Origin of the sequence: Klebsiella sp. PL-2018 (assembly GCF_019048985.1) — a bacterium.
In the GTDB taxonomy this organism is placed as follows: domain Bacteria; phylum Pseudomonadota; class Gammaproteobacteria; order Enterobacterales; family Enterobacteriaceae; genus Klebsiella; species Klebsiella michiganensis.
This window is the reverse complement of record NZ_CP077673.1, coordinates 3,690,629-3,714,438: the sequence shown is the minus strand read 5'-3', so window position 1 is coordinate 3,714,438 and position 23,810 is coordinate 3,690,629. Positions and strand designations below refer to the sequence as shown.

The window sequence follows — 23,810 nt, the reverse complement described above, 5'->3', positions numbered from 1 at the left end:
AATTAATGTAATATTTGCGTCAGGAAGCGCTGCGCGCGCTCGCTGACGTGGCCGGCGAAGAAATCACCGGTGCTGGCGCGATCGATAATTTCGCCGTCTTCCATAAAAAGAATGTTGTTGGCGGCCCGCCGGGCGAAGCCCATCTCGTGGGTCACCACCATGCTGGTCATCCCTTCCGCGCTGAGCTCTGCCATCACTTCCAGCACTTCGCGGATCATCTCCGGGTCGAGAGCTGAGGTGGGTTCGTCGTAGAGCATCAGCTCGGGCTTCATCGCCAGGGCACGGGCAATCGCCACGCGCTGCTGCTGGCCGCCGGAGAGCTCGTCCGGAAAGTGGTCCGCGCGTTCGTTGATGCGCACCTTCGCCAGCAGGTTGTCCGCCAGCGTGCGGGCATCAATGCGGTTCATCCCCAGCACCGTCATTGGGGCCAGCATGATGTTTTCCGCCGCCGTCAGGTGCGAGAACAGCTCGTAGTTCTGGAACACCATGCCAATACGCTGGCGCAGTTTGTGCACCGGCACTTCGCCCCGGCTGATGTGCTGGCTGGCGAAAAAGATGTCGCCGCTGTCGGCAGGTGAGAGCATGTTGACGCAGCGTAGCAGGGTGGATTTTCCCGAGCCCGATGGCCCAATCAGCACCACGGTTTCCCCGCGCTGCACCTCAAGTGAGCAGTTCTTGAGCACGGTCTGGCGACCAAAAGTCTTATCAATGCCGATCATCTCCAGCAGCGGTTTCTCGCTCATGGTTCCTCCCGGGCGATTTTCGGTAATTTAAACAGGCGGGTCAGTCGCTTCTGGCTCTTGCTGCGCCGCTGTTTGGGATCCAGTACGCTTTCAAGCCACGACTGGAAGATCATGAACAGGCTGGTGAGCAGCAGGTAATAGAGACCGGCGGCGCAAAGCGCTTCGAAGTAGCGGAAGCTGGCGCTGGCGGTCTGGTTGGCGACCAGCAGCAGCTCCTGAACGGCGATAACCGACACCAGCGCGCTCGATTTCAGCATGCTGATCATCTGGTTACCCATCGGCGGCAGAACGATGCGTGCGGCCTGAGGCAGCACGATTTTTCGCATGATCTGCCCGTGGGTCATCCCGAGCGCCATGCCGGCGGTGCGCTGGCCGCTTTTTACGGCCTGCAGGCCAGAGCGCAGAATTTCCGCCATGTAGGCGCCTTCATTAAGCGAAAGCGCCAGCACTGCACAGGTAAACGCGGAGAAGCGTAAGCCGAAGCCTGGCAGCACGTTGTAGACAAAGATTATCTGGAACAGCACTGGCGTCCCGCGAAACAGCCACAGGTAGAAAAAGGCCAGCCCTCTCCCGGCGCGAAACGGCGCTTCCTGCAACAGCGCCAACACCAGGCCCAGCACCACGCCACACAACAGTGAGCAGAGGGTAATCAGTAGCGTCATCCACGCACCCTGAACAAACTCGGGTGAGAGGAAGTACTGCCACATTAGTTCGATCGACATAGCTTTCTCCGGTTAATGGCAAAACGGCTTAGAAAAGGGCAACGGAGTCAGGGAAGTTCCATTTCTCAATCAATTGCTTATAGGTGCCATTTTTGACGAGACCCTGGAGACCTTTCTCCAGCAGGGCCCGGGTTTCGGTGTCGCCTTTACGCACGGCAAACGCGATATGGGTATCCGCTTCGAATTCGTCACCAACCGCGGCAAACATGCCCGCTTTTTCGGTTAACAGGGCGACGGTCCCCGGCGTGGAGAGGAACTCGGCATCGGCGCGGCCCTGGGCGACGGCGACGGCGGAGTCGGTGGCGGCGGGGAAGGTCATGACGTTAATGGCCGGTTTTTTGGCGTCCAGGCAGCGCTGGTTGTCTGCCCGGGCCTGGCTCTCTTCGATCCCGCCGAGCGTCACGGCGATGTTTTTGCCGCAGAGGCTCAGGTCGCGTCCGGTGATTTTTGCCGGGTTACCTTTGCTCACCACCACGCGGCTGCCGATTTTCAGATATGGCACGAAGTCGACCTGCGCGGCACGGGTCGGGTTGACGTACATGGCGGAGTTGATGATATCGAGACGTTTCCCCTGCAGCGCTGGGATAAGCCCTTTGAACTCCATCGGCATCGGCGCAGGCGCCAGTTGGATCTCTTTGCTTAGCGCGTTAATCAGGTCGATATCGAAGCCGGTGAGCTTGCCCTCTTTCACGAACTCAAAAGGCATAAACGTCGCCGCCGTGCCGTAGGTCAGCTTGCCCGGGGCGATGGTTTCCACCGCAGCATGGCTTACCAGCGGAAGTGCGGTCAGTGCGAACATCAAGGTACGCACGCGGCGAAACAGTAAAGAATTGCTGGACATAGTCGTCTCCTGGTTAAGATTTAAATTGAATTTATTGAGTCAATAAATACAATCAAGCGTGTGAAAAAATGTCTCATCCTGGTGCGTATTGCACGCTAATCGTGCAGTCCTTGCTTTGTTTTGCTGCGTTTTGTTGCCCGTGATATTGTATATATCGATCACAACAATGCATTTCAGGGAACCGTTCTCCATGCAGCCTGACTCCACTGCGAGCAGTCGCCGGATTGCCCGGCAAATACTCGACCTGATATCCGAAGCAAAATTCGATCCAGGTCATCATTTACGGGAGCAACATCTTGCCGATGCGCTGGGCGTGTCGCGTACGCCGGTGCGCGCCGGGCTAAAAGAGTTGACCCGAATGGGGGCGGTTGAAGCGCGTCCGAATCAGGGCTTTTTCCTACTTAAACGCAGCAATGAGCTGGAGCTGCTGGAGATTGAGCAGTCCAAGAGCAATGACCAGAAGCTGTACGAGCAGCTGGTACACGATCGTATTGCGGGTGCGCTGCCGGAATCGTTTACCCAGACCGAAATCAGCCAGCGCTATGATGTCGATCGCGGCGTGCTGACCCGTACGCTGGTCAAGCTATCGGAGGACGGCCTGATTGCCCGTAACGCGGGGCACGGCTGGCGCTTCCTGCAAACCCTCAACTCCGATGTCGCCCTGCGCAACAGCTACGGTTTTCGCCTGATGATTGAACCGACGGCGCTGCTGACGCCCGGCCTGCATGTGGACAGACAGATGCTTAAACGCCTGCGCGCCCGGCATCTGCGGCTCATCACCCACCCGGACATTACGCAGGTGCCGGCAAAAGAGATTTTCGAAACCGACGCTGAGTTTCACGAGCTGCTGGCAGAAGCCAGCGGCAACCTGTTCGTGTTACAGGCCATTCAGCAACAAAACCGGCTGCGCCGTCTGCTGGAGTTTGGCAGCTATCACAATAAGCGCCGCGTAAAAGCGTGGTGTGAAGAGCATGTTGCCATCATCGATGCTCTGCGAGAGAACAAGCCGGAACTGGCGGCAGAGTTGATGAGAACGCATCTGCAATACGCCTTTGACCAGGTCAATGTTAAAAACGCCCGCGCATAACTGGCATCGCTCTTGCACATATTGCTTCTGAAAATACAATCAGGAGCACTTATGGATTTTCAGATACAACAACGTGTGGCGCTGGTCTGCGGTGCCGGCAGTGGTCTGGGACAGGCTATTGCCCTGTCCCTGGCGCAGGAAGGGGTGAAGGTGGCGGTCACCGGCCGCAGCGCGGAAAAACTGGCGCAAACGGTGGAACGTATCACCTTATTGGGCGGTACTGCCCGCGCCTGGCGGTTGGATCTCGCCGCCCCGGAGCAGTTTGATCGAGTGATTGCCGATATCCGCGAGCGGTGGGGCGATATCGATATTCTGGTTAACAACTCCGGTGGTCCGCCGCCCGCACCGGCGCAGGGGACGGATGGCGCAGTCTGGCAACAGCAGTTTTCAGTCATGGTCGCCTCGTTGATTCAGCTCACCGATAAACTCCTGCCCGGCATGCGCAGCCGCGGCTGGGGACGCATTATTACCACCACTTCATCCGGCGTGATAACCCCCATTCCCGGTCTCGCCCTGTCGAACGCGCTGCGCATGAGCCTGCTCGGCTGGTCGAAAACCCTCGCCAGCGAAGTGGCAGGCGACGGCGTGACGGTGAATGTGATGGTGCCAGGGCGCATCGCGACCGACCGCGTCAGTCAGCTGGATGCTCTCAAGGCGCAACGGGAAAACAGCAGTGCGGAAGCGGTCGCCGAAAAGAGTCGTCAGAGCATTCCGGCCGGGCGCTATGGCGAACCGCAGGAGTACGGCGCCGTCGCTGCGTTTCTGGCAAGCCAGCCTGCCAGCTACATTACCGGCGCGGTGATTCGGGTTGATGGGGGATTGATCGGCGCGATTTAGCCAGCGAGAGTGCGCCATGCCAGCCGGTTCGCATCGGGCTGGCATGACTGCCTATCAGCCGCTCCGAATTGTTTATTTTGCAGGCAACGAAATCCATTACTGCAAATTTAACCAGCAGGCATTGGGATCGGGTCTGACAGCGATTCATTTTCTGTATAACGGGTTTATTCTTCCGGCGTTGTTAAAGTGGAATGGTTCACCATAAATAATGCGCAAAGCGCGAGCAGTACGGCCCCGCCGGTAAGTAGCCACCCGGCGTGGTGAAACGCGGCTAAGCTCCCCCGGGTATGGGCAAATCTGACGTAGCAGGCGGTCACCAGCGCCGCGCCCGCCATCGCCCCAACGCGCTGGAGGATATTCAGAACAGGTGCGGCATCAGCGACGTGACGGCTGCCAGCCATAGCCAGGCCCGCAGCCATCGCGGGCACAGTTGCCAGGGCTAAACCGAACCCTCTGACCGCTATTGCGCCCCCCACAAGCGTATAGCGACTTCCCGCATCAATCATTGTCAGTGGCAATGTGGCAAATGCCGCGAGCAAACCGCCAATGATAAGCACCGTTCGTGGCCCCAGCTTATCAGCGAAGTAGCCGGCCACCGGAAATCCTATCGCCGAGCCGATTAACTGAGGGGTGAGAAGCAGGCCCACTTCAGCAAGCGTTACATGGCAAACGTCGCGGAAATATAAAGGAAGCAGGAACTGACCGCCAAAATTCACCGCGCCGCCGATAGCCATCAATACGGCAGATAAAGTGAAACCCCGATGCTTGAAAAGCTCGAGATGCAGTAAGGGGGACTCAATGCGCAAAGAGCGATAAATAAACAAGCAGGTGAACAGGGCGCCCACGCTGAGCATGATGACGTTCCAGCCATATTTACCACTATTCAGGCTGAGCTCTTTCATGCCTTCCATCAGCATCGGCAGGCTGCAGAAGACCAGCGCCAGTCCCAGCCAGTCCAGGGAGAGGGGCCTGTCAGTTTTTATTGTTGGACGGGGAAGCAGCTTCCATCCGGCAAGACAGGCGCACAGACAGAACGGCACCGTGATCCAAAATAACCCTCGCCATCCGCAGATTTCAAGCAGGACCGCGCCCAGCGATGTTCCCAGCAAGGGAGCAATGACGATCGCCACGCCAATCGTGCCAATCACCCGCCCCAGACGTTCGCGTCCGACGACCAGACCAAGGATCGTTTGCCCTGCCGGTACGAGTAATCCCCCTGCCAGGCCTTGCATAACTCTTGCGGCAAGCAGCACCTCAAAACGCGGGGAAAGGGCGCAAACTGCCGAAAAAATCGCAAATAAAATAAGGCCATAGAGCCAAAGCTGCGTAGCGCCAAACCGCCTGGCCGCCCATGCGCTAAGCGGAACGCCTGCCGCAAGGGCCATAAGATACGCCGTTGCTATCCATTGTATTGCCGTGTCCGTCACGCCAAGGCCGGCGGCCATCGCGGGCAGCGCCGCGCTCAGCATCGTTGATGAGAGCATCGTTGCAAACGCCCCCAGGGTAATGATGGCCGCCTGCATCCACAGCGTCGGAGGTATGGCGTTTATCGGTCGTGGATGGGTCGTTTCCTTGACCCGCTTGTCTTGATTGATATTCATAAAAAGCCCCCTAAGGACGATGAGCGAAGAAATCTATCATTGATCAATAAACCTATCAATGATAGATTTATTTGCATTAAAGATTCCGTCAGGCGCTGAGTTCAGACAAAATGGCGCTTCACAGACCACTGGCCGGTTTGATGCATCAATAAAGGGGGAATATCATGGCGAAAATCCAGCGAGATCAGGTGATTGAGGCAGCATTAGCATTATTAGATGAGGTCGGCCTGGAAGCGATTACGACCCGTAAGCTGGCACAAAAACTGGGGGTGGAATCAGCGACGTTGTACTGGCATTTCAAGAACAAGGCCAGTTTACTTGAAGAAATGGCTTCCGCGGTTTTAGCCAAACACCATTCCCTGCCTGTCCCCGAAGACATTGCTGAATGGGCAAACTGGCTGGCGGATAACGCCCGTAGTTTCCGGCGCGCTCTGCTCGCCCATCGGGACGGCGCCCTGTTACATGCCGGGACATCACCGGCCCGGGTGGGAGGGGATACGTTTCGTCCCAAGGTGGCGTATCTTGCGCGCGTCGGTTTCACTGAGGCCGACGCCGCAATGATATTACTCACTCTGAGTGAATACACCCTGGGATGCGTATTAGAGGAGCAGTCCCGCTCGGGCGGTGATGGTAAGCAAATTTTATCAAAGACATCGCCAGGAAGTCCCTCTATCGAATCGCTGGTTTATCCCCATCCGGATACTGCGTTCGAATTCGGTCTGTCGTTGATAATGAAAGGGTTATTAGTGCCCTGAGCTTAACGCTGTGCCGGTGACAACATGATGTGCATACCTTACGCAAAAACTATCTTGATAAAACCGGCAGCATTCAGAAGGGGAGGCGACATGTTTATTTCCGAAACAGTGATAGCCGTCATCATTGACTGGATCGACAATAACTTACATAAACCACTGCGTATAGAACAGATAGCCCGTTATTCAGGGTATTCCAAATGGTACCTGCAGCGTTTGTTCTTGCAATATAGAGGCGAGAGCCTCGGGCGCTATATCCGTAATAAAAAACTGGACTCAGCGGCCCGCGATTTACGCGAGACCGATGAGAATATTTACAGTATTGGTTTGCGCTACGGCTATGACTCGCAGCAAACATTCACCCGATTATTTACGCGTCATTTTCATTTGCCGCCCGGTGAATATCGCAAGAAAAACAAAACAGCCTGTTACGTACCGGGTAAGGCTGAATCTTAATCTCCTTTCCGATAGCCCTCGCAAAGCCGCCGCAGATAAATCGATGCGAAGAGATTTATCAAAAAATAGAAAAACAGACAGCGCCGAAAAGACAAAACCTCCTGTTCTTTGAGTAAACATGGGGAACGGCGCGGAAAACGCCGCGCCTGGTGAGTTATCAGGAGGTTGCTGGTCAGCAGAGCGATTAATGGTAGGCGGGAAGCCAACTGCCGTGTGCTTCAATAAGTTCGTCGCACAGTTTGCGGATGTCATCGATCGACAGCTCTGCGGAAGTATGCGGGTCGAGCAGGGCGGCATGGTAGATGGCTTCGCGTTTGCGCGTCACCGCCGCTTCGATGGTCAACAGCTGAGTATTTATGTTGGTCCGGTTCAGCGCTGCCAGCTGCTCCGGCAAATTGCCGACGTAGCACGGCGTGACGCCCTGGCCATCGACCAGGCAAGGGACTTCGACGCAGGCCTCGGAAGGTAAGTTGGTAATCAAACCGGTGTTGAGCACGTTACCGCCAATTTTGTAAGGCCGATCGGTTTCCATCGCTTCGATGATGTAAGACGCGTATTCATGGGTACGGCTGTGGGTCAGGCTGGTGTCATGGGTCAGCGACACTTTCTGCTGCTGCCATTGGTCAATCTGTTCAATACACCGGCGCGGATATTCATCCAGCGGGATATTGAAGCGTTCAATCAGCTCCGGGTAGCTGCGTTTGATCCAGTAAGGCATATATTCGGCGTTGTGCTCTGACGATTCGGTGACGTAATAGCCGAAAGTTTTCATGATTTCATGGCGCACCATATCATCATGCTTGCCCTGCAGGGCGCTGGCCCGGCGCTTGATTTCCGGGTACAAATCCTCGCCGTGACGGCGAATGTCCAGCAGCCAGGCCATGTGATTAATACCCGCGATATGAAATTGCACGTCGTCGGTTGGCATATCCACGCTTTTCAACAGCGTTTCAGCACACACCTGAACGCTGTGGCACAGTCCTACCGTTTTTACTTCCGTATGGCGCAGCATGGCGCCGGTTATCGTGGCCATCGGATTGGTGTAGTTCAGCAGCCAGGCGTCCGGGCACACGGCTTCAATATCCCGTGCGAAATCAAACAGCACGGGTAGGGTGCGCAGCGCGCGGAAGATACCGCCAATGCCCAGGGTATCGGCAATAGTTTGCTGAAGACCATATTTTTTCGCGATCGTGAAATCGGTGATGGTACACGGATCGTAGCCGCCAACCTGAATAGCATTCACCACGTAATTGGCGTTTTTCAACGCCGCGCGGCGGTTCTCAACGCCAAGGTAGGCGGCGATCTTCGCTCTGCCCGCATTGGTATTGCGGTTGATATTATTCAACATGGCGAGGGATTCATTGAGACGGGCGCTGTCGATGTCGTACAGCGCAATCTCCACCTCTTTCAACGCCGGCGTCGTCATAATGTCGCCGAGTACGTTCCTGGCGAAAATGGTGCTGCCTGCGCCCATAAATGTCACTTTAATCATGGTATTTCTCCGTTCCCGCTGTTTTCACCAGGCAGAATGTACGCTGCGGCATGAACAGGAAATATGGCTAAATGTGATATTGGTATGGCGAAAAATGATGTCGCTATGAAAGTGTGAGCCAGCTCCGAATCTGGCTGAAACGCGGTGACTTTACTGCAGGCATCTCTGATAACGTGGGTGAAAAAGAGAGAGCGCGACTGATGCACAAGACTTTTACCCTTAATCATACCGACAATATCGAATTGAATTTGTACCAGTACGGCGAGGAGAATTGTCATAAGGGACACCGCTTTGGCCCCGCAGTCCGCCAGCATTACCTATTTCATTATGTGATAAGTGGAACCGGCACATTTTACAGTGAGTTTGGCGCTTTTCCTGTCGGCGCCGGGGAGGGGTTTCTGATCCATCCCCATGAGGTGACAACCTACTGCGCTGATAATAGGGATCCGTGGCATTATATGTGGCTTGAGGTCGATGGGCTGATTGCCGCCAGAATTTTCGAGGAGTGTCATCTTAGCCGGCAATCTCCGGTTTATCGCCCCAACCTGAATAAAGACGACTCCAGCGCCTCTGGCTACCTGCGGCAAATTGTCGAACATGGCGATGAGCATCCGCTGAAGGTGCAGGGATTGTGCTATCTCTTCTTTTCTTCGCTAATCAGCAATACGCCCGGCGAAAAGGCTTCCCTCCCTGATGACAAAACCCGGCATCTGCAAAGGGCGATCAAAAAAATTGAAAATCGCTACCACGAACATCTGACGGTTGATAGCCTGGCCGCCTATTGCAATATCAATCGCAGCTACCTCTGCCGATTGTTCAAAGGCGCCTACGGTATCGGCCCCAGGGAATACTTGCTTAATTTTCGTATGAATATCGCAGTGAGCCTGCTGAAAAACAGCGCTACGGCGATTAAAGTCGTGGGCATTTCCGTTGGCTATGAAAATCAGCTGCATTTTTCTAAAGCCTTCAGGAAGCTGTACGGCGTATCTCCGGCTAAATGGCGGCAAAAATACCTTTCTGAACAGCAGGCGCTGAGATGACGTTCAGCGCTTATTCTCATCGGCGGTGACTCTGCGCGATCGCTATTTTGCGGGCGTATCCTGATTGAGAATGCGCGATCGACAAACATCCAGAATTTCATCTGCCAGAGAGGAGCTATCAGGACAGGCGCGGGAAAGGACCAGCGCGCCGACAAGATGCGCAATCGTATCGATCAGGTCGGCACGCGTAAGGCCTTCCGCGGCTTTCTCATTTGCTAAGGTGGCCAGCTGAGCTTCAATGCCAGCCGCAAAGGTTGCCTTAATGGCTTCAGATTGACGCGCGGCGTCACTACCCAGAGCCGACATCACACACCCCTTTGCCATGTCATCACGATGTTGGCGGGAGAGGTAATACTCCACAAACGTTTTCCGGCTCACATCGGCCGTACGTTCTGCCGAACGCGTAAAGCCGCAATGCATCGCCTCCGATAATAAATCGGCCTTGGAACCAAAGTGTTTGTAAAACCCTCCGTGGGTTAAGCCAGCCGCTGACATCAGCTCCGCTACGCCTACGCCGTCGTAACCGCGCTCACGAAAAAGTTCTGAAGCCGTTTCAACGATTCGCATCCTGTTTTCGCGAACCTGCTCTTTTGACACTTTCATGGCTTACCCCCCTCAAAACAAAGGCTAAGTATACATTGATGATGATCATAATCAAACCAGTTGACTTTATAGATGATGATCATCATCATTAATCCTGCGCCTTTACCCGCTACCCAGCAGAGGAAGAAACATGACGAATTCCCCCTTATTTCACCCCTACGAACCTGGAACGATAACGCTTGCTAACCTGAACAACATCTTGAGAGCGTACTCAGAATGAACAATAAACGTGTGGCTCTGGTGACAGGCGCTTCTTCAGGCATCGGCGAAGCGACGGCTCATCAACTTTTAGCGGCGGGTTATAAGGTTTATGGCACCAGCCGGCGTGGCTCTCAGGCGGGTACACACCGCTTTCCGCTGCTGACGCTTGATGTGACTGACGATGCTTCGGTCAGGGCCGCTATTGACGATCTGCTGCGCCTGGAGGGGCGGATCGATCTTCTGGTCAATAATGCGGGCTTTGGGGTCGCGCCTGCCGCCGCGGAAGAAAGCTCTATTGAACAGGCCTGGAGCATTTTCGATACCAACTTTTTGGGCATCGTCAGGCTGACGCGGGCTGTGCTCCCTCATATGCGCCATCAGGGCAGCGGGCGCATCATCAATATCGGTTCGATTCTCGGGGTCGTGCCGTTGCCGTATGTCGCGCTTTATGCGGCCAGCAAGCATGCGGTCGAAGGGTACACGGGAGCACTCGACCATGAACTGCGCACCCAGGGCATCAGGGTTTCCGTGATCGAACCTGCCTACATAAAAACGCAGTTTGAAGCCAATAACAGAGAAGCGGATGCAAAGCTGGAAGAGTATGACCTTATCCGGGCTAAGCTGACGAAAGTGGTCAGTAAGGCAATGGCCGAAGCGGAAAGTCCGGAGGTTGTGGCTAAGGTGGTGGTTAAAGCGGCCCAGGCTCTACGGCCCAAGATCCGCTACACGGCAGGATCGCTGGCCGGTAAATTGAATTTCATTCTCCGATTCGCGCCTGCAAAAATCCTGGATAAGGTCGTGCGCAACAGCCTTCAGCTTGATGCGAGAGAGTCATCATGACATTTTCGCGACTGGCCGCGTCAGGCATCGTCGAGCGGCGTGAAGGATATGCTAACGGGCAAATTCTGTTTGCCGTATTTATCGAGCCGTTACTGGGAACCGCTTTTTTACTCGGCAATAGCGGCGCCAGAAAACATATCAGGACAAATACCAGGAAACCAGCACCATGAAAGCCTTCACGTTTAAACGCTACGGTAAATCCCCGGCGCTGGGATTTGATGACGTCGATTATCCCACCCCCGCGGCTGATGAACTTCTGGTTAAAGTTTACGCCGTTGGCCTGAATCCCATTGATAACGTGATTCCTGGCGGCCTGTTCAAACCGATTTTGTCTTTTAAACTTCCCGCAACGCTGGGCAGCGACTTGTCCGGGGTGGTTGTGGCAACGGGAAGCCGCGTGACGCGTTTTAAGCCAGGCGATGAAATCTTCGCCAGTATTTTCGACAGGGGAACCGGTTCTCTTGCCGAATTTGCGCGAGTACCTGAAAATCTCGCTGCCATGAAACCCGCAAACCTGGATTTCGAACAGGCAGCGTCGCTCCCGATGGTGAGTCTCACCGCCTGGCAGGCGCTGACAGAGAGAGCCGGACTGCAGCCAGGGCAGAAGGTGTTCATCCCGGCGGGGTCCGGGGGAATAGGCAGTTTCGCGATCCAGCTGGCAAAGCATCTTGGCGCAAAGGTGGGAACGACCACAAGTTCAGGCAACCTTGCGTGGATGAGTCGTCTTGGCGCAGATGAGGTGGTTGACTACAAAAAGCAGGCGTTTGAAAACGTGCTGAGCGGCTACGATATTGTACTCGGCACTCTCCGGGGAGATTCGATTGAAAAAGCCGTTAAAATACTCAAGCCTGGTGGCAAGATTGTTTCCCTCACCGGACCATTGGATGCCGCGTTCGCCCGTGACCGGGGGTTAAATTTCTTTTTGCGTTTTATCTTTGCGCTGATGAGCCGAAAGATCCTGCGTCTTACACGAGTGCGGGGTCTTAGCTATTCGTTTTTATTTGTCCGCCCCGATGGCGAGCAGCTCGCGCAAATTAGCCAACTCATCGAATCCGGGCAGATCGGGCCTGCGATCGACAAGGTGTTTCCCTTTGCCGAAACAAAGGAGGCGCTGGACTATCTTGCCCGGGGCCATGCTAAGGGAAAGGTGGTCGTTAGGGTGTCTGGGTCATAACCGCAGCGGTTTTCCGCTTCAACAAAAACACTTTCGTTTAAATCCGTCGTCCTTACTCTCCATCGGGAGCGCCCTGAGGACGGCCTTAGCCCGCAGGGAAAAGCGGGCGTCACGCCGTAGCGTTCACTTCCATCATTGAGATAAGCTGTCATAGGTGAGCCGATGCTTTTGTTGGCAAAGGATTTTGTCTGATACAATTTTGCTCGGGGAGCATCCGAATCTGGCCCAACAGCGTATGTCGCCTGACGCGGACGCTCCGGGCAGGTGCCGTCACCTGTGAGGATGATATTGCGCGATCCTGAAACAAGTCGAAATCGTGACTTAATTCTAAAATGGTCACTTGTTGTCAATCAAGGCGCATCACGCTAAGCTGAAAAAATGACTAAGAATATGAACGTCCCACCATCACGCGGCCCGCTCGATCACAGCGTCCGGGAGCAAATCGTCGACGCTGCCTTTGAGCATTTCGGGCATTACGGCTATGAAAAAACCACCGTGGCGGAGCTGGCTAAATCTATCGGTTTTTCAAAATCTTATATCTATAAGTTTTTCGAATCCAAACAGGCTATCGGCGAAGTGATCTGCGCTAACCGCCTGGAAATGATCATGGCCGCGGTACTCTCAGCGGTGGCTGACGCGCCGTCAGCCAGCGAAAAATTACGCCGCCTCTTCCGGGCGCTCACCGAAGCGGGGAGCGAACTCTTTTTTCACGATCGTAAACTTTACGATATTGCCGCCGTCGCCTCGCGGGAGAAGTGGCCTTCAACAGAAAGGTATGCGGAACGGCTGTTAAAGCTGATTGAGAGCATTCTTGTCGAAGGCAGGCAGGCCGGGGAGTTCGAAAGGAAAACCCCCCTTGATGAAGCCACTTATGCGATATATATGGTGATGTGCCCCTTCATCAATCCTGTTCAACTGCAGTTTAATCTCGAAACGGCCCCAACGGCGGCGGTTCTTCTCTCGTCGCTGATTTTAAGAAGCCTGGCCCCCTGATTTGTGACCATTGACTTTATTGGTCACTAGTCTGAGAATGCGGAAACCATCCTGTTATTTGATTAAGGGTTTCCCATGCTCAGGCTTCATTCAGCCCGCTTTGCCGCTTGTCTTCTGCCGTTGGCCCTCGTGGCCTGCGGTGATAACGCCTCGAGTGACGATCCGCGCACCCAGCCGCCGCTCGTCAGATCCGCATCCGTAGAACTCGCGCACGATACCTCTCGCACCTATACCGGCGTGGTGGTGGCAAGAACGCAAAGCGATCTTGGTTTTAGAGTGCAGGGTAAGATCCTTGAACGCTTTGTTGATACTGGCCAGACCGTTAAGCGCGGTCAGCCGCTGATGCGGCTGGATCCCGCCGACCTGAAGCTGCAGGCCGTGGCTCAGCAACAGGCCGTTGACGCCGCCAGGGCGCGGGCGCGAAAAGCCATCAGCGATGAGGCGCGCTACCGTGGCCTCGTTGGCGCTGGCGCAGTCTCCGCCTCGGAGTATGACCAGATCAAAGCGGCGGCAGATTCCGCGAAAGCGGATCTCAGCGCAGCCCAGGCGCAGGCAAACGTGGCGCAAAATGCCACGGGCTATGCCGTGCTGCTGGCCGACTCTGACGGCGTGGTGATGGAGACGCTTGCCGAACCCGGTCAGGTTGTCAGTGCCGGGCAGGCGGTGATCCGGCTGGCCAGAGCGGGGCAGCGAGAGGCGTTGGTACAGCTGCCGGAGACGCTGCGCCCCGCCATCGGCAGCGAAGCGCTGGCGACGCGCTATGGCGACGAAACGCAGCCCGTCGCCGCAAAACTGCGCCTGCTTTCCGATGCCGCCGATGCCACCACCCGTACCTTTGAGGCGCGGTACGTGCTGGAAGGCCCGTTAGCCAACGCGCCGCTGGGGGCGACAGTAACGCTGCACATCAAAAAACAAAGTGGGGAAAGCCAGGTCATGCAGGTGCCGCTGGCCGCGCTTTATGATGCGGGCAAGGGACCGGGCGTCTGGCGGATCTCCGCGCAGCCAGCCAGGGTCGCATGGCAGCCCGTCAAGGTGCTGAGCGTGGGCGAGGAGGAGGCGCAGGTAACGGGCGAGGTGAAGCCCGGTGAGAAGATCGTTGCGCTAGGGGCGCATCTTCTGCACGAGGGTGAGGCTGTCCGCCTGGCCGGGCAACCGGATACGGCCCGGACGGGGGATAAACCATGAGCCAGGGCCGCTTTAACCTGTCAGCGCTTGCGGTGCGCGAGCGCTCGGTCACGCTGTTTTTGATTATTCTGGTGACCATCGCCGGTATTTACGCCTTTTTTGGCCTCGGGCGAGCGGAGGATCCCCCCTTTACGGTTAAGCAAATGACGGTTATCACCGTCTGGCCCGGCGCGACCGCGCAGGAGATGCAGGATCAGGTGGCTGAGCCGCTGGAAAAACGCCTGCAGGAGCTCAAATGGTATGACCGCACGGAAACCTATACCCGGCCCGGCATGGCCTTTATCACGCTCTCACTCCAGGACAATACGCCGCCATCACAGGTGCAGGAAGAGTTCTACCAGGCGCGGAAGAAGCTTGGCGATGAAAGCAGAAACCTCCCCGCCGGCGTGACGGGGCCGATGATAAATGATGAATTTGCCGACGTCACTTTCGCCCTGTTTGCGCTGAAAGCGAAAGGAGAACCGCAGCGCCTGCTGGTCCGCGATGCCGAAACGTTACGCCAGCAGCTCCTGCACGTCCCGGGGGTCAAGAAAGTCAATATTATCGGCGAACAGGCCGAACGGATTTATATCTCCTTCTCCCATGAGCGTCTGGCTACCATGGGGCTCTCGCCGCAGGATATTTTCAATGCGCTGAATAACCAGAACGCATTAACCGCGGCAGGTTCAATTGAAACGCGCGGCGCGCAGATCTTTATCCGCCTCGATGGCGCTTTCGATGAATTGCAGAAGATCCGCGATACGCCATTTATTGCTCAGGGTAAAACGCTCAAGCTGTCCGATGTGGCAACGGTAGAACGCGGTTATGAAGATCCGCCCACTTTGCAGATTCGCAACCAACATGAACCTGCGCTGCTGCTGGGGATCGTGATGCGTGAAGGCTGGAATGGGCTGGCGTTGGGTAAAGCGCTGGATGCCGAAACGGCAAAAATCAATGCCAGTATGCCGCTGGGGATGACCCTGACGAAAGTCACCGATCAGTCCGTGAATATCAGCGCCGCAGTCGATGAGTTTATGATCAAATTCTTCGTCGCCCTGCTCGTGGTGATGGTGGTCTGTTTTGTCAGCATGGGGTGGCGCGTGGGGGTCGTGGTCGCGGCGGCGGTTCCCCTGACGCTGGCGGTTGTTTTTGTGGTGATGGAGGCCGCCGGTATCAACTTTGACCGCGTGACGCTGGGCTCCCTGATTCTTGCGCTGGGCTTACTGGTTGACGACGCGATAATCGCCATCGAAATGATGGTGGTGAAAATGGAGGAGGGCTACGACAGAATCAAAGCCTCCGCCTACGCCTGGAGCCATACCGCCGCGCCCATGCTGGCCGGTACCCTGGTCACGGCTATCGGCTTTATGCCGAATGGTTTCGCCCAGTCCACCGCCGGGGAATACACCAGCAATATGTTCTGGATTGTCGGCCTCGCCCTGATTGCTTCATGGCTGGTCGCCGTTGTTTTCACCCCTTATCTGGGGGTGAAAATGCTGCCGGATATCGCAAAGGTAGAAGGGGGGCATACCGCCATCTATGACACGCCGCGCTATAACCGCTTTCGCCGCCTGCTGACCCGGGTTATCGCCAGGAAATGGCTGGTGGCCGGTTCCGTTATCGCGCTTTTCGCGCTGGCGGTCATGGGGATGGGGCTGGTGAAAAAACAGTTTTTCCCCACCTCTGACCGCCCGGAAGTGCTCGTTGAAGTGCAGATGCCCTATGGTACCTCGATTGAGCAGACCAGCGCGGCAACGGCAAAAATAGAGGACTGGTTGGAAAAACAGCCAGAAGCCAGGATAGTTACCGCCTACATTGGCCAGGGTTCACCGCGTTTTTACCTGGCGATGGCCCCCGAACTCCCCGACCCGTCGTTTGCCAAAATAGTGATATTGACGGACAGCCAGGCATCACGCGATGCGCTCAAATTGCGGCTGCGGCAAGCCGTGGCCAGCGGACTGGCGCCTGAAGCACGCGTTCGCGTGACGCAGCTGGTGTTTGGCCCGTATTCCCCTTTCCCGGTCGCCTGGCGAGTGATGGGGCCGGATACCGATACGCTGCGCGACATCGCGGACCGGGTTAAGGGCGTGCTGCAGGCAAGCCCGATGATGAGGACCGTCAACACCGACTGGGGATCGCGCGTGCCGACACTGCATTTCACCCTCGATCAGGACCGTCTACAGGCAACCGGCTTAACGTCCAATGCCGTTGCTCAGCAGCTCCAGTTCCTGCTATCGGGCATTCCCATCACCGCCGTGCGGGAAGATATTCGCTCGGTGCAGGTGACGGGGCGCGCCGCGGGGGATATACGTCTGGATCCGGCCAAAATTGAGGGGTTTAGCCTGGTCGGCAATGCGGGCCAGCGCATCCCGCTCGCGCAAATCGGGAAGGTGGAGGTCAGAATGGAAGATCCTTTACTGCGTCGCCGCGACAGAACGCCCACGATTACCGTGCGGGGGGATATTGCCGACAATCTTCAGCCGCCGGACGTTTCCGCCTCCATCATGAAACAGCTGCAGCCGATTGTGGACTCGCTTCCGCCAGGGTACCGCATCGAAATGGCGGGGTCGATTGAGGAATCGGCTAAAGCCACCCGGGCGATGGCGCCGCTGTTCCCCATCATGATCGCCCTGACGCTGCTGATCATCATTGTGCAGGTGCGCTCAATGTCGGCCATGGTTATGGTATTTCTTACCGCTCCGCTCGGGCTTGTCGGCGTGGTTCCCGCGCTGCTGCTTTTCAATCAGCCATTTGGTATCAACGCCCTCGTCGGGCTGATTGCGCTTTCGGGCATTCTGATGCGTAATACGCTGATTCTTATCGGGCAGATTCACCATAATGAGAAAGAAGGTCTCGATCCGTACCATGCGGTCATCGAAGCGACGGTGCAGAGAGCCAGGCCCGTCTTACTGACGGCCATGGCCGCCGTTCTGGCGTTCATTCCTCTGACCCATTCGGTGTTCTGGGGGACGCTCGCCTATACCCTGATTGGCGGGACGTTGGGGGGAACCGTCATGACGCTGGTGTTCTTGCCCGCCATGTATGCGATCTGGTTCAGGATCCGTCCTGAAGCCCGGCGCCATGCTGAACAACATTAAGGCGCTCGCCTGCCTGCTCAACGAACGCCTGGCGTGACCGTCCGAAAGCAGAGAAAAGCGCCGCAGTCCGCGGCGCTTTTCATCACGCCTGAATATAGCGATGAATATTGGGCCCCATGGTGTATTGTGCGGCTGTCAGATTGGGAAAACCGGGAGTTTTTGAATATCCGGGTTATCCCGGTTCTTTTTTATTAAAGAAAAGCGTAAATCATCACTAGCCAGAGTATGGCTCCAACGGCAATAATCCTTTTCAGGATGAAGTTACTGGCCGGGAAAAAATATACCGCCGGCAGTGCGGAACGCCTGGCCTTAATGAGTAAATAAGGCGGCAATAATATACTCCACAGCACCAGCGAGATGCCGGCGAAGGCCAGGGCAGACAAAAATCCTTGCGGGGCAAATACAGGCCAGCGCGGCAGGAAAATAGGTCAAAAATATGGCCAGCGGGCGTGAGCCCCGGCGGTTAATTTTGTTCAGCATATCCTCGAGATAATCACTCAAACCGATTGAGGCTGACATCAGTAAGGCTAAAACGGCAATACATCCAAAAGAGACCAGCATCCGTAGGCGGCCTGCCGAAGCAGGCCGGCAGCAGCTATTTATTTCGTGGCTTCAGCCAATGATTCTTTGAAGTTTTTATGGAAGTCGTCGATTTGCCCGCTCTCGTGGAGCGCCGACAATGCGCAGCGCAGAATGGCGTGCCCTTCTTCAACGGTTGGATACATCGCCACGGTCGTCGCGAAGCCGCGATCGTGCAGTTTTTTGCACATCGTGATGGCGAGATCTTCGTTACCAATCAGGATCCCCCGAATCGGCATCGTCGTACCCCGGTTAACGATGTCGATCTTGCCGAAAACTTCATCAAAATAGCGAATGACGTTCTGAAGCTTCTCCTGGCGGGCAGCGACGGTGCCGTCCAGGTGGAGATCGGCGGCGGCTACGCAGGCGGCAATTCCAGGCAATGAAGGCGGCCCACCAAAGGCGTAGGTTGTGCCGTAGGTCTTAATAAAATTGATAGTCTCAGCGTCGCGACAGGCGATAAATCCGCCGTGTGAGCCAAAGGCTTTAGACAGCGAGCCGGCGATAATAATACGCTCGTCAAGCCGATGGCCGAGGCATGACATAACGTATCCGGAACCGTACTCTCCGTAGATAGAGGTGCCGTGCGCATCGTCTATATACGCGTAGCCGTCATACTGATGCGCCAGGCGGACAATATGCGCGACGGGGGCGACGCCGCCCATTGAGCCTACGCTGTCGGATACCGAGATCGGCGTTAAACCCTGGCTGGCCGCATAGCGAAAAGCCTCTTCAATCCGCGCCTTATCCTGAAAATCAATTCTGACGACTTCCCCAAACTGCTGTAAAAGCCCGCGGTTGATCTGCAACGTCGCGTGCGCGGTCTTCTCCATAATAAAGTAGGGTTTTTTGCTGAACGTAAAATGCGGCAGCGTCCCGGATGCCAGCAGCGGCAGCACCGCGATATGGCAAGGGGTCACGGCGTTAAACGTCAGAGTATGAGCCCCATGCATGATGTCGTTCAGTCGTGCTTCCAACTGCGGGAACAGATCGACTTTTACCCGCGTTCTGGCGACAGAAACCTGCACGCCAAAACGCTCAATGGCGTCGACAACCGCTTTTTTCAGCGCCGGGTGAGTCTCTAGCCCAAGATAAGAGCATGAGACAAATTCCACCATTTTTCTGCCATCTTCGAGGGTGATGACCTTACCGTCCCTTTTTACCGCGACCAGTTCATTAATATGTTCAGAGAATACCCGGGTCTGATATTTTAGCGACCTGTCTATTTTCCTTTTTTGCCAGTTTTCCATTGCGTTACCTTCATTGTCGTGACTACCAGAAGAGACAGAATTGCCAGCGTTAACGTGCTTGCACCGAGGGTTCTGTCAAACCCCATACCGGTATCCGTTAGTTTTACGGCGAAATAGCTGATGGCGCCGGCGCTCACCGTTTGAATAAATCCGGTGACGGACGCCGCAATACCTGTTTTGCTGCCTTTGATTTGCAGCGCGATAAAATTCGCGCTCGGGTAATAGGCGCCAAGGGTGAGGTTAAAAACCATCGATCCGGCGATACATAATAGTAGTGAGTGGCTGCCGATAATAAATGGGGTAACCGCCAGCGCATTCAGGATAAATAAAATCCACGGGTTAATTATTCGCTCGAATTTGGCGATCTGATTGCCAATAATAAAAAATAATACGGAAGCAGAAAAGAGCAACGAGTAGTGCATGGTGCTTAGCCCCAGCTGCTGCATAAAAATGGCCGGCGACAGCGAGATATAGCAAAACAGCGAACTCAGAATCAGCGAAACCAGCAGCGTTCCCTGAATAAATGCCGGGGTGATAAACCCGGAAGAGGAGGGCGCCGCGACCGCATCATGCTGCTCAAGGCGACGCGGAGAGAGCACAAGGGTGACGACGCTAAACAGGGCCATAACCAGGAATATCCAATTCCAGCTCAGATAGCCGAGGAGTGCGGCGCCGGCCAGCGGCGCAATAAGAGGAACCACCGCGCTGGCGGAAGAAATATCGGAAAGCGCGCGCTTGAGCGTTAGCGGGGAGAACGTCTCTTTAGCGATAGCTTTAGACAGGACCGGCCCGGCGCCGGCGCCCAGGGCCTGTAATGCCCTGCCGGCCAACAGCATCATTAAACTATCGGACATAAAACAGAGGAGGCTGCCCGCGAGGAAAAGCAAAAAGCTGGCCGTCAGTACGCGTAATTTACCCAACTTTTCGCCAAGAAATCCTGATAATAACTGGCTCGCCGCGTATATCACCAGAAAACCACTAATGGTTAACTGAATAGCCGAATAATCGGTATTAAACGCTTTTTGTAATAGGGGCAGCGCGGGCACGATCATATCTGTCGCCAGCGCGGAAACCGATGCGGCGAGAATAAGGTATAAGTATATCCTGAGCATATTAAACTCTTCGGTGAATATGGGTTAAAACGTTAGATTATTATTTATGAATACGCCGCTGCTTTTTTAGCGAATGAGCAAATCGCGATTCCGGTCAAAATTAACAGCGAGCTCAGTAAATGATAGAGATGCGGCTGGGTATGTAAAAACACAATGCTTAATATGCCGCCGGAAAGCGGAATAATATGGGTATAAATCTCACCGCGAGTCGCGCCAATAGCCGCGATGCCTTTATTCCAGAACAGGTAGGCCAGCCATGAGGGGAAAATCACCAGATACGCCAGTCCAGTAAGGAAAGCGATATCGTGGTAGGCGGCGAATGAGGTGGCGGGGTGCAGCCACAGCCAGAAAATCACCACCGGAAGCAGAATAAGGGCGCCAAGAAGCGAACTGACGGCGACGAAAGCATTGGCGGGGATACGACGATCTTTGTTACGCAACAGCGAGCAGTATACTGCCCAGCTTAGCGCCGAGCCCATTGCCCACAGATCGCCCTGGCTAAACCCTTTTAGCCCCTCTGCGTTGCTCAGGTTGCCATGCAGCAGGAGCAGCAGCACCCCTGCGGTACTAAAGATCACGCCCCACCAGTTCCGCGCCGATACCCGGTCATGGAAGATCAGGCGATTAATCATCAGCACCATACAGGGGGTCGCAGACATGTAAATCGCCGCGTTCAGCGCAGACGTCGACTGCAGACCAATATAGAGGGTTAAGGGAAAGCTCACCTGTCCACACAGCGTTAGAACCAGCAGCGTTGCGCCATTCTGGCGGAACAACGGCCGACTGTCGCGGATTTGACGCTGATACAGCAATACCAGCAGTAGTGCGGTCAACGCCCATCTCGCTTCGGTCATGAGAATCGGATCCGCGCCCTGAACGAGAATATGCCCTACGACATAATTCCCTCCCCAAAACAGGGCCGCCAGCGTGAGTAACAGGTAAGGCATGCTCATTCCTTGCATCGCTTAGAACTGTACTAAATGGTAACTTTATTTTTTTAATATATCAATTAAATTTTATGGTTATTGGGGGATTTTATTATTTTTTTATTTTAAATCATGTGTTTAAAAATTAGTTACCTGTGTGCAAAAAATCTGATTGCAGCATATTTGTCTGTACGATAACGTATACAAACCATGCATTAAACAGGGATAAATCAATGCGTAAGACAGAAAATGGTTTCACCGGGAACGAACAACATTCCGCAATGGCCAGGCTCTCTCTGGATGACATGATTGACCAGCTTCTTCACAGCAACGCGCTTTCACTGAAACTGACGGCCAATCCGCTACTGGCGGACAGAGCCTGGTACCTGACCGAAAATACCTGTACTAAGGCTTTTACCGCCAACGATCCGCAAGCGAAAAAACGTGCCCACAGCGCGCTGTTTAAACTCTACCAGGCGTGGCTGGCGGAGCCGCTATCGGCGGCGGCAAAAAACCAGTTTCATCCATTACTCTGCGGGATCAGAAGCTACATCGAATCAGAATGGCTCCGGGTGGAAAAAAAACGTTTCAGTTTCCCGATACCCGCGCTTGACGCCGGGAATATCGTTGAGGAACTCAGTCATTTATGTCAGAAACATCCGGCTTCGCACCATCCCCTCTTTGATTTCCTCTCCTCTTCCGCCTCTGCTACGCAAATAGACTATTTCTTCAAAAGCGATAGCGCGCTCAATTTGCTGTTTTTCGATCTGGTCGCGATGGGGCTGGTCGGCTCTCTGCCAGAAACGCGTGCAGAAATTGCCCAGAACCTTTGGGATGAAATAGGCCAGGGCAGCCAGGAGTTTACGCACGTTAATTTGTATAAGGATTTGCTGAAGCGCAGAGATATTGCGCTACCTGAAAACCATTTCGCCCATCTGTATGACTGGCAGGGGCTCGCCGGGTATAACGCGTTCATGCTGGGCGGCGTTAACCGTCAGCATTACTACAAATCGCTCGGCGTGATGGCGATGACGGAACTGCTGGACCCGCCGCAGTACCAGAAGCTCGTGACCGGGTGCCGTCGCATTGGCCTTACGGATCGCGACGTGCATTATTACGCGGAACATATCGAGGTTGATATCGGTCACGCCGATGGGTGGCTGAATAACGTTATCGTTCCGATCGGCAATAAAAACCCGGCTGCGCTGGAGGAGGTCTACGTTGGCGCAGCGCTGCGTCTTCAGACCTGCTGCGATTACTACGATTGTCTGCTGGAGGCGTTACGTACCGTTGTTGAACGCGAGTCAGAGGGTGCCGCCCTCTGAATAAATAAGCGCTTTTGCCGCGCTCCAGGCCGTTATTCCGGGAGGGATCTCCCGGCATTCCGAGGACTCCGCCTGCTGAGCGGCAATGGCGCCGTCAATCAGCATGAGCATCATCATCGCCACCCGTTCCGCAGGTTCCGGTTTTAACAGCAGGGTAAGAATGTCGCGGAAAAACTGGTAGAGGCGCGATTTAAACCGTGAGCATGTCGCCCGGATAGCGGAAGACGAGGTTCCATATTCAAACAGGGCGCGGGTGAACATGCAGCCGTGGAAATCCTCACAGGTGAACCAGTTATTGTAATATTCGAAGACGGCAAACAGCTTCTCGCGGCCCGAAGGTTTATCGGCGGTAATCTCCTGCAGCGCCTGCATAAACTCACTCTCTTTCTGCTGTAAAATATCAAGAATGAGCGCCTCTTTATCCGCATAGTAGCGGTAGAAGGTCATTTTGGAGATGCCCGCATTCTCCGATATCCGGTCAATACTCGGCGACTGATATCCCTCTTTGTTAAACAGAGACATTGACTGGCGGATAATTTCCGCTTGTTTTGGCTTCATACTGTTTCCCGTGGAATGAAGTAATACAGAGGGTTTCTGGTAGCGAGCAGTCATTCATTTGATATGGCGGGCGGCACGCTGCAACGACGTATGCGCAATGTCATCCCGATGGCCGATATCCCAGCCCCTGCGGTGAGCGGCATCAGTGAACGCGTTGACCCATAAAAATTGTTGTCGATTCTTACATCCGGCTGCAAAAAAAGCAAAAATCCCTCAGGCGATCTTTGCGCTACGCGAATCAGGGCTGCGCTGGGCCGTCACGTTATGCCCTTAGCCCTCCACGCTGCGCGCGGGGAGGATAAAGAGAGGCCCGGGAGAAGTCAGCATCCCCCCCGAACAGGGGGTGATGTTTTTGTGATGCACATCATAAAATAACGCCTGGTTATTGTGATGTTATTTGCAGTCAATGGATTTGC

General features: G+C 55.0%; 22 protein-coding genes and 1 pseudogene. 11 read left to right on the top strand and 12 right to left on the bottom strand.

Annotation, left to right across the window (positions count from 1 at the left end; all coding sequences use genetic code 11):
- Positions 1-2: 2 nt before the first annotated feature.
- The 3 genes from MKleb_RS17330 to MKleb_RS17320 are packed head-to-tail and all read right to left on the bottom strand — an operon-like array spanning position 3 to position 2,306.
- Positions 3-743: an amino acid ABC transporter ATP-binding protein gene (locus MKleb_RS17330; RefSeq protein WP_025106180.1), complete on the bottom strand. Its 741-nt coding sequence runs from the start codon at positions 741-743 to the stop codon at positions 3-5.
- A complete protein-coding gene (locus MKleb_RS17325; RefSeq protein ID WP_025106181.1) occupies positions 740-1,465 on the bottom strand; it encodes an amino acid ABC transporter permease in 726 nt (241 codons plus the stop codon). Before MKleb_RS17325 ends, MKleb_RS17330 begins: the two co-directional genes overlap by 4 nt.
- 28 nt (positions 1,466-1,493) lie before the next feature.
- The gene (locus MKleb_RS17320) at positions 1,494-2,306 is read right to left on the bottom strand and encodes an ABC transporter substrate-binding protein (protein ID WP_025106182.1); all 813 of its coding nucleotides are present in this window, start codon (positions 2,304-2,306) and stop codon (positions 1,494-1,496) included.
- Positions 2,307-2,496: 190 nt separating this feature from the next.
- Here MKleb_RS17320 and MKleb_RS17315 point away from each other — a divergent pair, with 190 nt between their 5' ends.
- Positions 2,497-3,393, top strand: coding sequence for a GntR family transcriptional regulator (locus MKleb_RS17315; protein ID WP_014838004.1), 897 nt, complete (start codon positions 2,497-2,499; stop codon positions 3,391-3,393).
- A gap of 51 nt (positions 3,394-3,444) precedes the next feature.
- Positions 3,445-4,230, top strand: a complete 786-nt coding sequence (locus MKleb_RS17310) for an SDR family oxidoreductase (protein ID WP_025106183.1) — start codon at positions 3,445-3,447, stop codon at positions 4,228-4,230.
- A 164-nt stretch (positions 4,231-4,394) separates the two neighbouring features.
- Here the strand turns inward: MKleb_RS17310 and MKleb_RS17305 are convergent, their stop codons facing one another.
- On the bottom strand, positions 4,395-5,831 hold the full coding sequence (locus tag MKleb_RS17305; protein ID WP_025106184.1) for a DHA2 family efflux MFS transporter permease subunit: 1,437 nt from the start codon (positions 5,829-5,831) through the stop codon (positions 4,395-4,397).
- Positions 5,832-5,995: 164 nt separating this feature from the next.
- On the opposite strand from MKleb_RS17305, the gene MKleb_RS17300 reads away from it, so the two are divergent.
- Positions 5,996-6,586: a TetR/AcrR family transcriptional regulator C-terminal domain-containing protein gene (locus tag MKleb_RS17300; RefSeq protein ID WP_025106185.1), complete on the top strand. Its 591-nt coding sequence runs from the start codon at positions 5,996-5,998 to the stop codon at positions 6,584-6,586.
- A gap of 90 nt (positions 6,587-6,676) precedes the next feature.
- Positions 6,677-7,039, top strand: a complete 363-nt coding sequence (locus MKleb_RS17295) for a RamA family antibiotic efflux transcriptional regulator (protein WP_004849595.1) — start codon at positions 6,677-6,679, stop codon at positions 7,037-7,039.
- A gap of 184 nt (positions 7,040-7,223) precedes the next feature.
- Here the strand turns inward: MKleb_RS17295 and MKleb_RS17290 are convergent, their stop codons facing one another.
- Both MKleb_RS17290 and MKleb_RS17285 read right to left on the bottom strand, forming a co-directional pair.
- Positions 7,224-8,531, bottom strand: a complete 1,308-nt coding sequence (locus tag MKleb_RS17290; protein ID WP_025106186.1) for an alpha-glucosidase/alpha-galactosidase — start codon at positions 8,529-8,531, stop codon at positions 7,224-7,226.
- On the bottom strand, positions 8,528-8,809 hold the full coding sequence (locus MKleb_RS17285) for a hypothetical protein (RefSeq protein ID WP_162557309.1): 282 nt from the start codon (positions 8,807-8,809) through the stop codon (positions 8,528-8,530). The genes MKleb_RS17290 and MKleb_RS17285 overlap by 4 nt, the downstream gene beginning before the upstream one ends.
- Here MKleb_RS17285 and MKleb_RS17280 point away from each other — a divergent pair.
- Complete coding sequence (locus tag MKleb_RS17280; protein ID WP_025106187.1) at positions 8,732-9,571, top strand: AraC family transcriptional regulator; 840 nt, start codon at positions 8,732-8,734, stop codon at positions 9,569-9,571. The genes MKleb_RS17285 and MKleb_RS17280 overlap by 78 nt on opposite strands.
- Positions 9,572-9,613: 42 nt before the next feature.
- Here MKleb_RS17280 and MKleb_RS17275 read toward each other — a convergent pair whose 3' ends face one another.
- On the bottom strand, positions 9,614-10,174 hold the full coding sequence (locus MKleb_RS17275; RefSeq protein WP_014228707.1) for a TetR/AcrR family transcriptional regulator: 561 nt from the start codon (positions 10,172-10,174) through the stop codon (positions 9,614-9,616).
- A gap of 216 nt (positions 10,175-10,390) precedes the next feature.
- On the opposite strand from MKleb_RS17275, the gene MKleb_RS17270 reads away from it, so the two are divergent.
- The 5 genes from MKleb_RS17270 to MKleb_RS17250 all read left to right on the top strand — a co-directional run bounded on the left by MKleb_RS17270 (position 10,391) and on the right by MKleb_RS17250 (position 17,644).
- A complete protein-coding gene (locus MKleb_RS17270; protein ID WP_163586373.1) occupies positions 10,391-11,215 on the top strand; it encodes an oxidoreductase in 825 nt (274 codons plus the stop codon).
- Between the two features lie 166 nt (positions 11,216-11,381).
- A complete protein-coding gene (locus tag MKleb_RS17265) occupies positions 11,382-12,389 on the top strand; it encodes an NADP-dependent oxidoreductase (protein WP_148849938.1) in 1,008 nt (335 codons plus the stop codon).
- 378 nt (positions 12,390-12,767) lie between these two features.
- Complete coding sequence (locus MKleb_RS17260; RefSeq protein WP_025106190.1) at positions 12,768-13,382, top strand: TetR/AcrR family transcriptional regulator; 615 nt, start codon at positions 12,768-12,770, stop codon at positions 13,380-13,382.
- Positions 13,383-13,457: 75 nt separating this feature from the next.
- On the top strand, positions 13,458-14,567 hold the full coding sequence (locus tag MKleb_RS17255) for an efflux RND transporter periplasmic adaptor subunit (RefSeq protein ID WP_025106191.1): 1,110 nt from the start codon (positions 13,458-13,460) through the stop codon (positions 14,565-14,567).
- The gene (locus MKleb_RS17250) at positions 14,564-17,644 is read left to right on the top strand and encodes an efflux RND transporter permease subunit (protein ID WP_047684557.1); all 3,081 of its coding nucleotides are present in this window, start codon (positions 14,564-14,566) and stop codon (positions 17,642-17,644) included. Before MKleb_RS17255 ends, MKleb_RS17250 begins: the two co-directional genes overlap by 4 nt.
- Positions 17,645-17,835: 191 nt before the next feature.
- Here the strand turns inward: MKleb_RS17250 and MKleb_RS17245 are convergent.
- From MKleb_RS17245 to MKleb_RS17230, 4 genes and pseudogenes are all read right to left on the bottom strand, one after another.
- Positions 17,836-18,163 (bottom strand): annotated as a pseudogene (locus tag MKleb_RS17245) (aromatic amino acid transport family protein).
- Positions 18,164-18,243: 80 nt separating this feature from the next.
- A complete protein-coding gene (locus tag MKleb_RS17240; RefSeq protein WP_163586374.1) occupies positions 18,244-19,473 on the bottom strand; it encodes an 8-amino-7-oxononanoate synthase family protein in 1,230 nt (409 codons plus the stop codon).
- The gene (locus MKleb_RS17235) at positions 19,446-20,585 is read right to left on the bottom strand and encodes an MFS transporter (RefSeq protein ID WP_064405568.1); all 1,140 of its coding nucleotides are present in this window, start codon (positions 20,583-20,585) and stop codon (positions 19,446-19,448) included. Before MKleb_RS17235 ends, MKleb_RS17240 begins: the two co-directional genes overlap by 28 nt.
- 44 nt (positions 20,586-20,629) lie before the next feature.
- Positions 20,630-21,532 carry a DMT family transporter gene (locus MKleb_RS17230; protein WP_014228716.1) on the bottom strand — a complete coding sequence of 301 codons (903 nt, stop codon included), beginning with the start codon at positions 21,530-21,532 and terminating at the stop codon, positions 20,630-20,632.
- A gap of 212 nt (positions 21,533-21,744) precedes the next feature.
- Here MKleb_RS17230 and MKleb_RS17225 point away from each other — a divergent pair, with 212 nt between their 5' ends.
- A complete protein-coding gene (locus tag MKleb_RS17225; RefSeq protein ID WP_217076026.1) occupies positions 21,745-22,836 on the top strand; it encodes an iron-containing redox enzyme family protein in 1,092 nt (363 codons plus the stop codon).
- Here MKleb_RS17225 and MKleb_RS17220 read toward each other — a convergent pair.
- A complete protein-coding gene (locus MKleb_RS17220) occupies positions 22,816-23,394 on the bottom strand; it encodes a TetR/AcrR family transcriptional regulator (RefSeq protein ID WP_004849617.1) in 579 nt (192 codons plus the stop codon). The genes MKleb_RS17225 and MKleb_RS17220 overlap by 21 nt on opposite strands.
- Positions 23,395-23,810 lie beyond the last annotated feature (416 nt).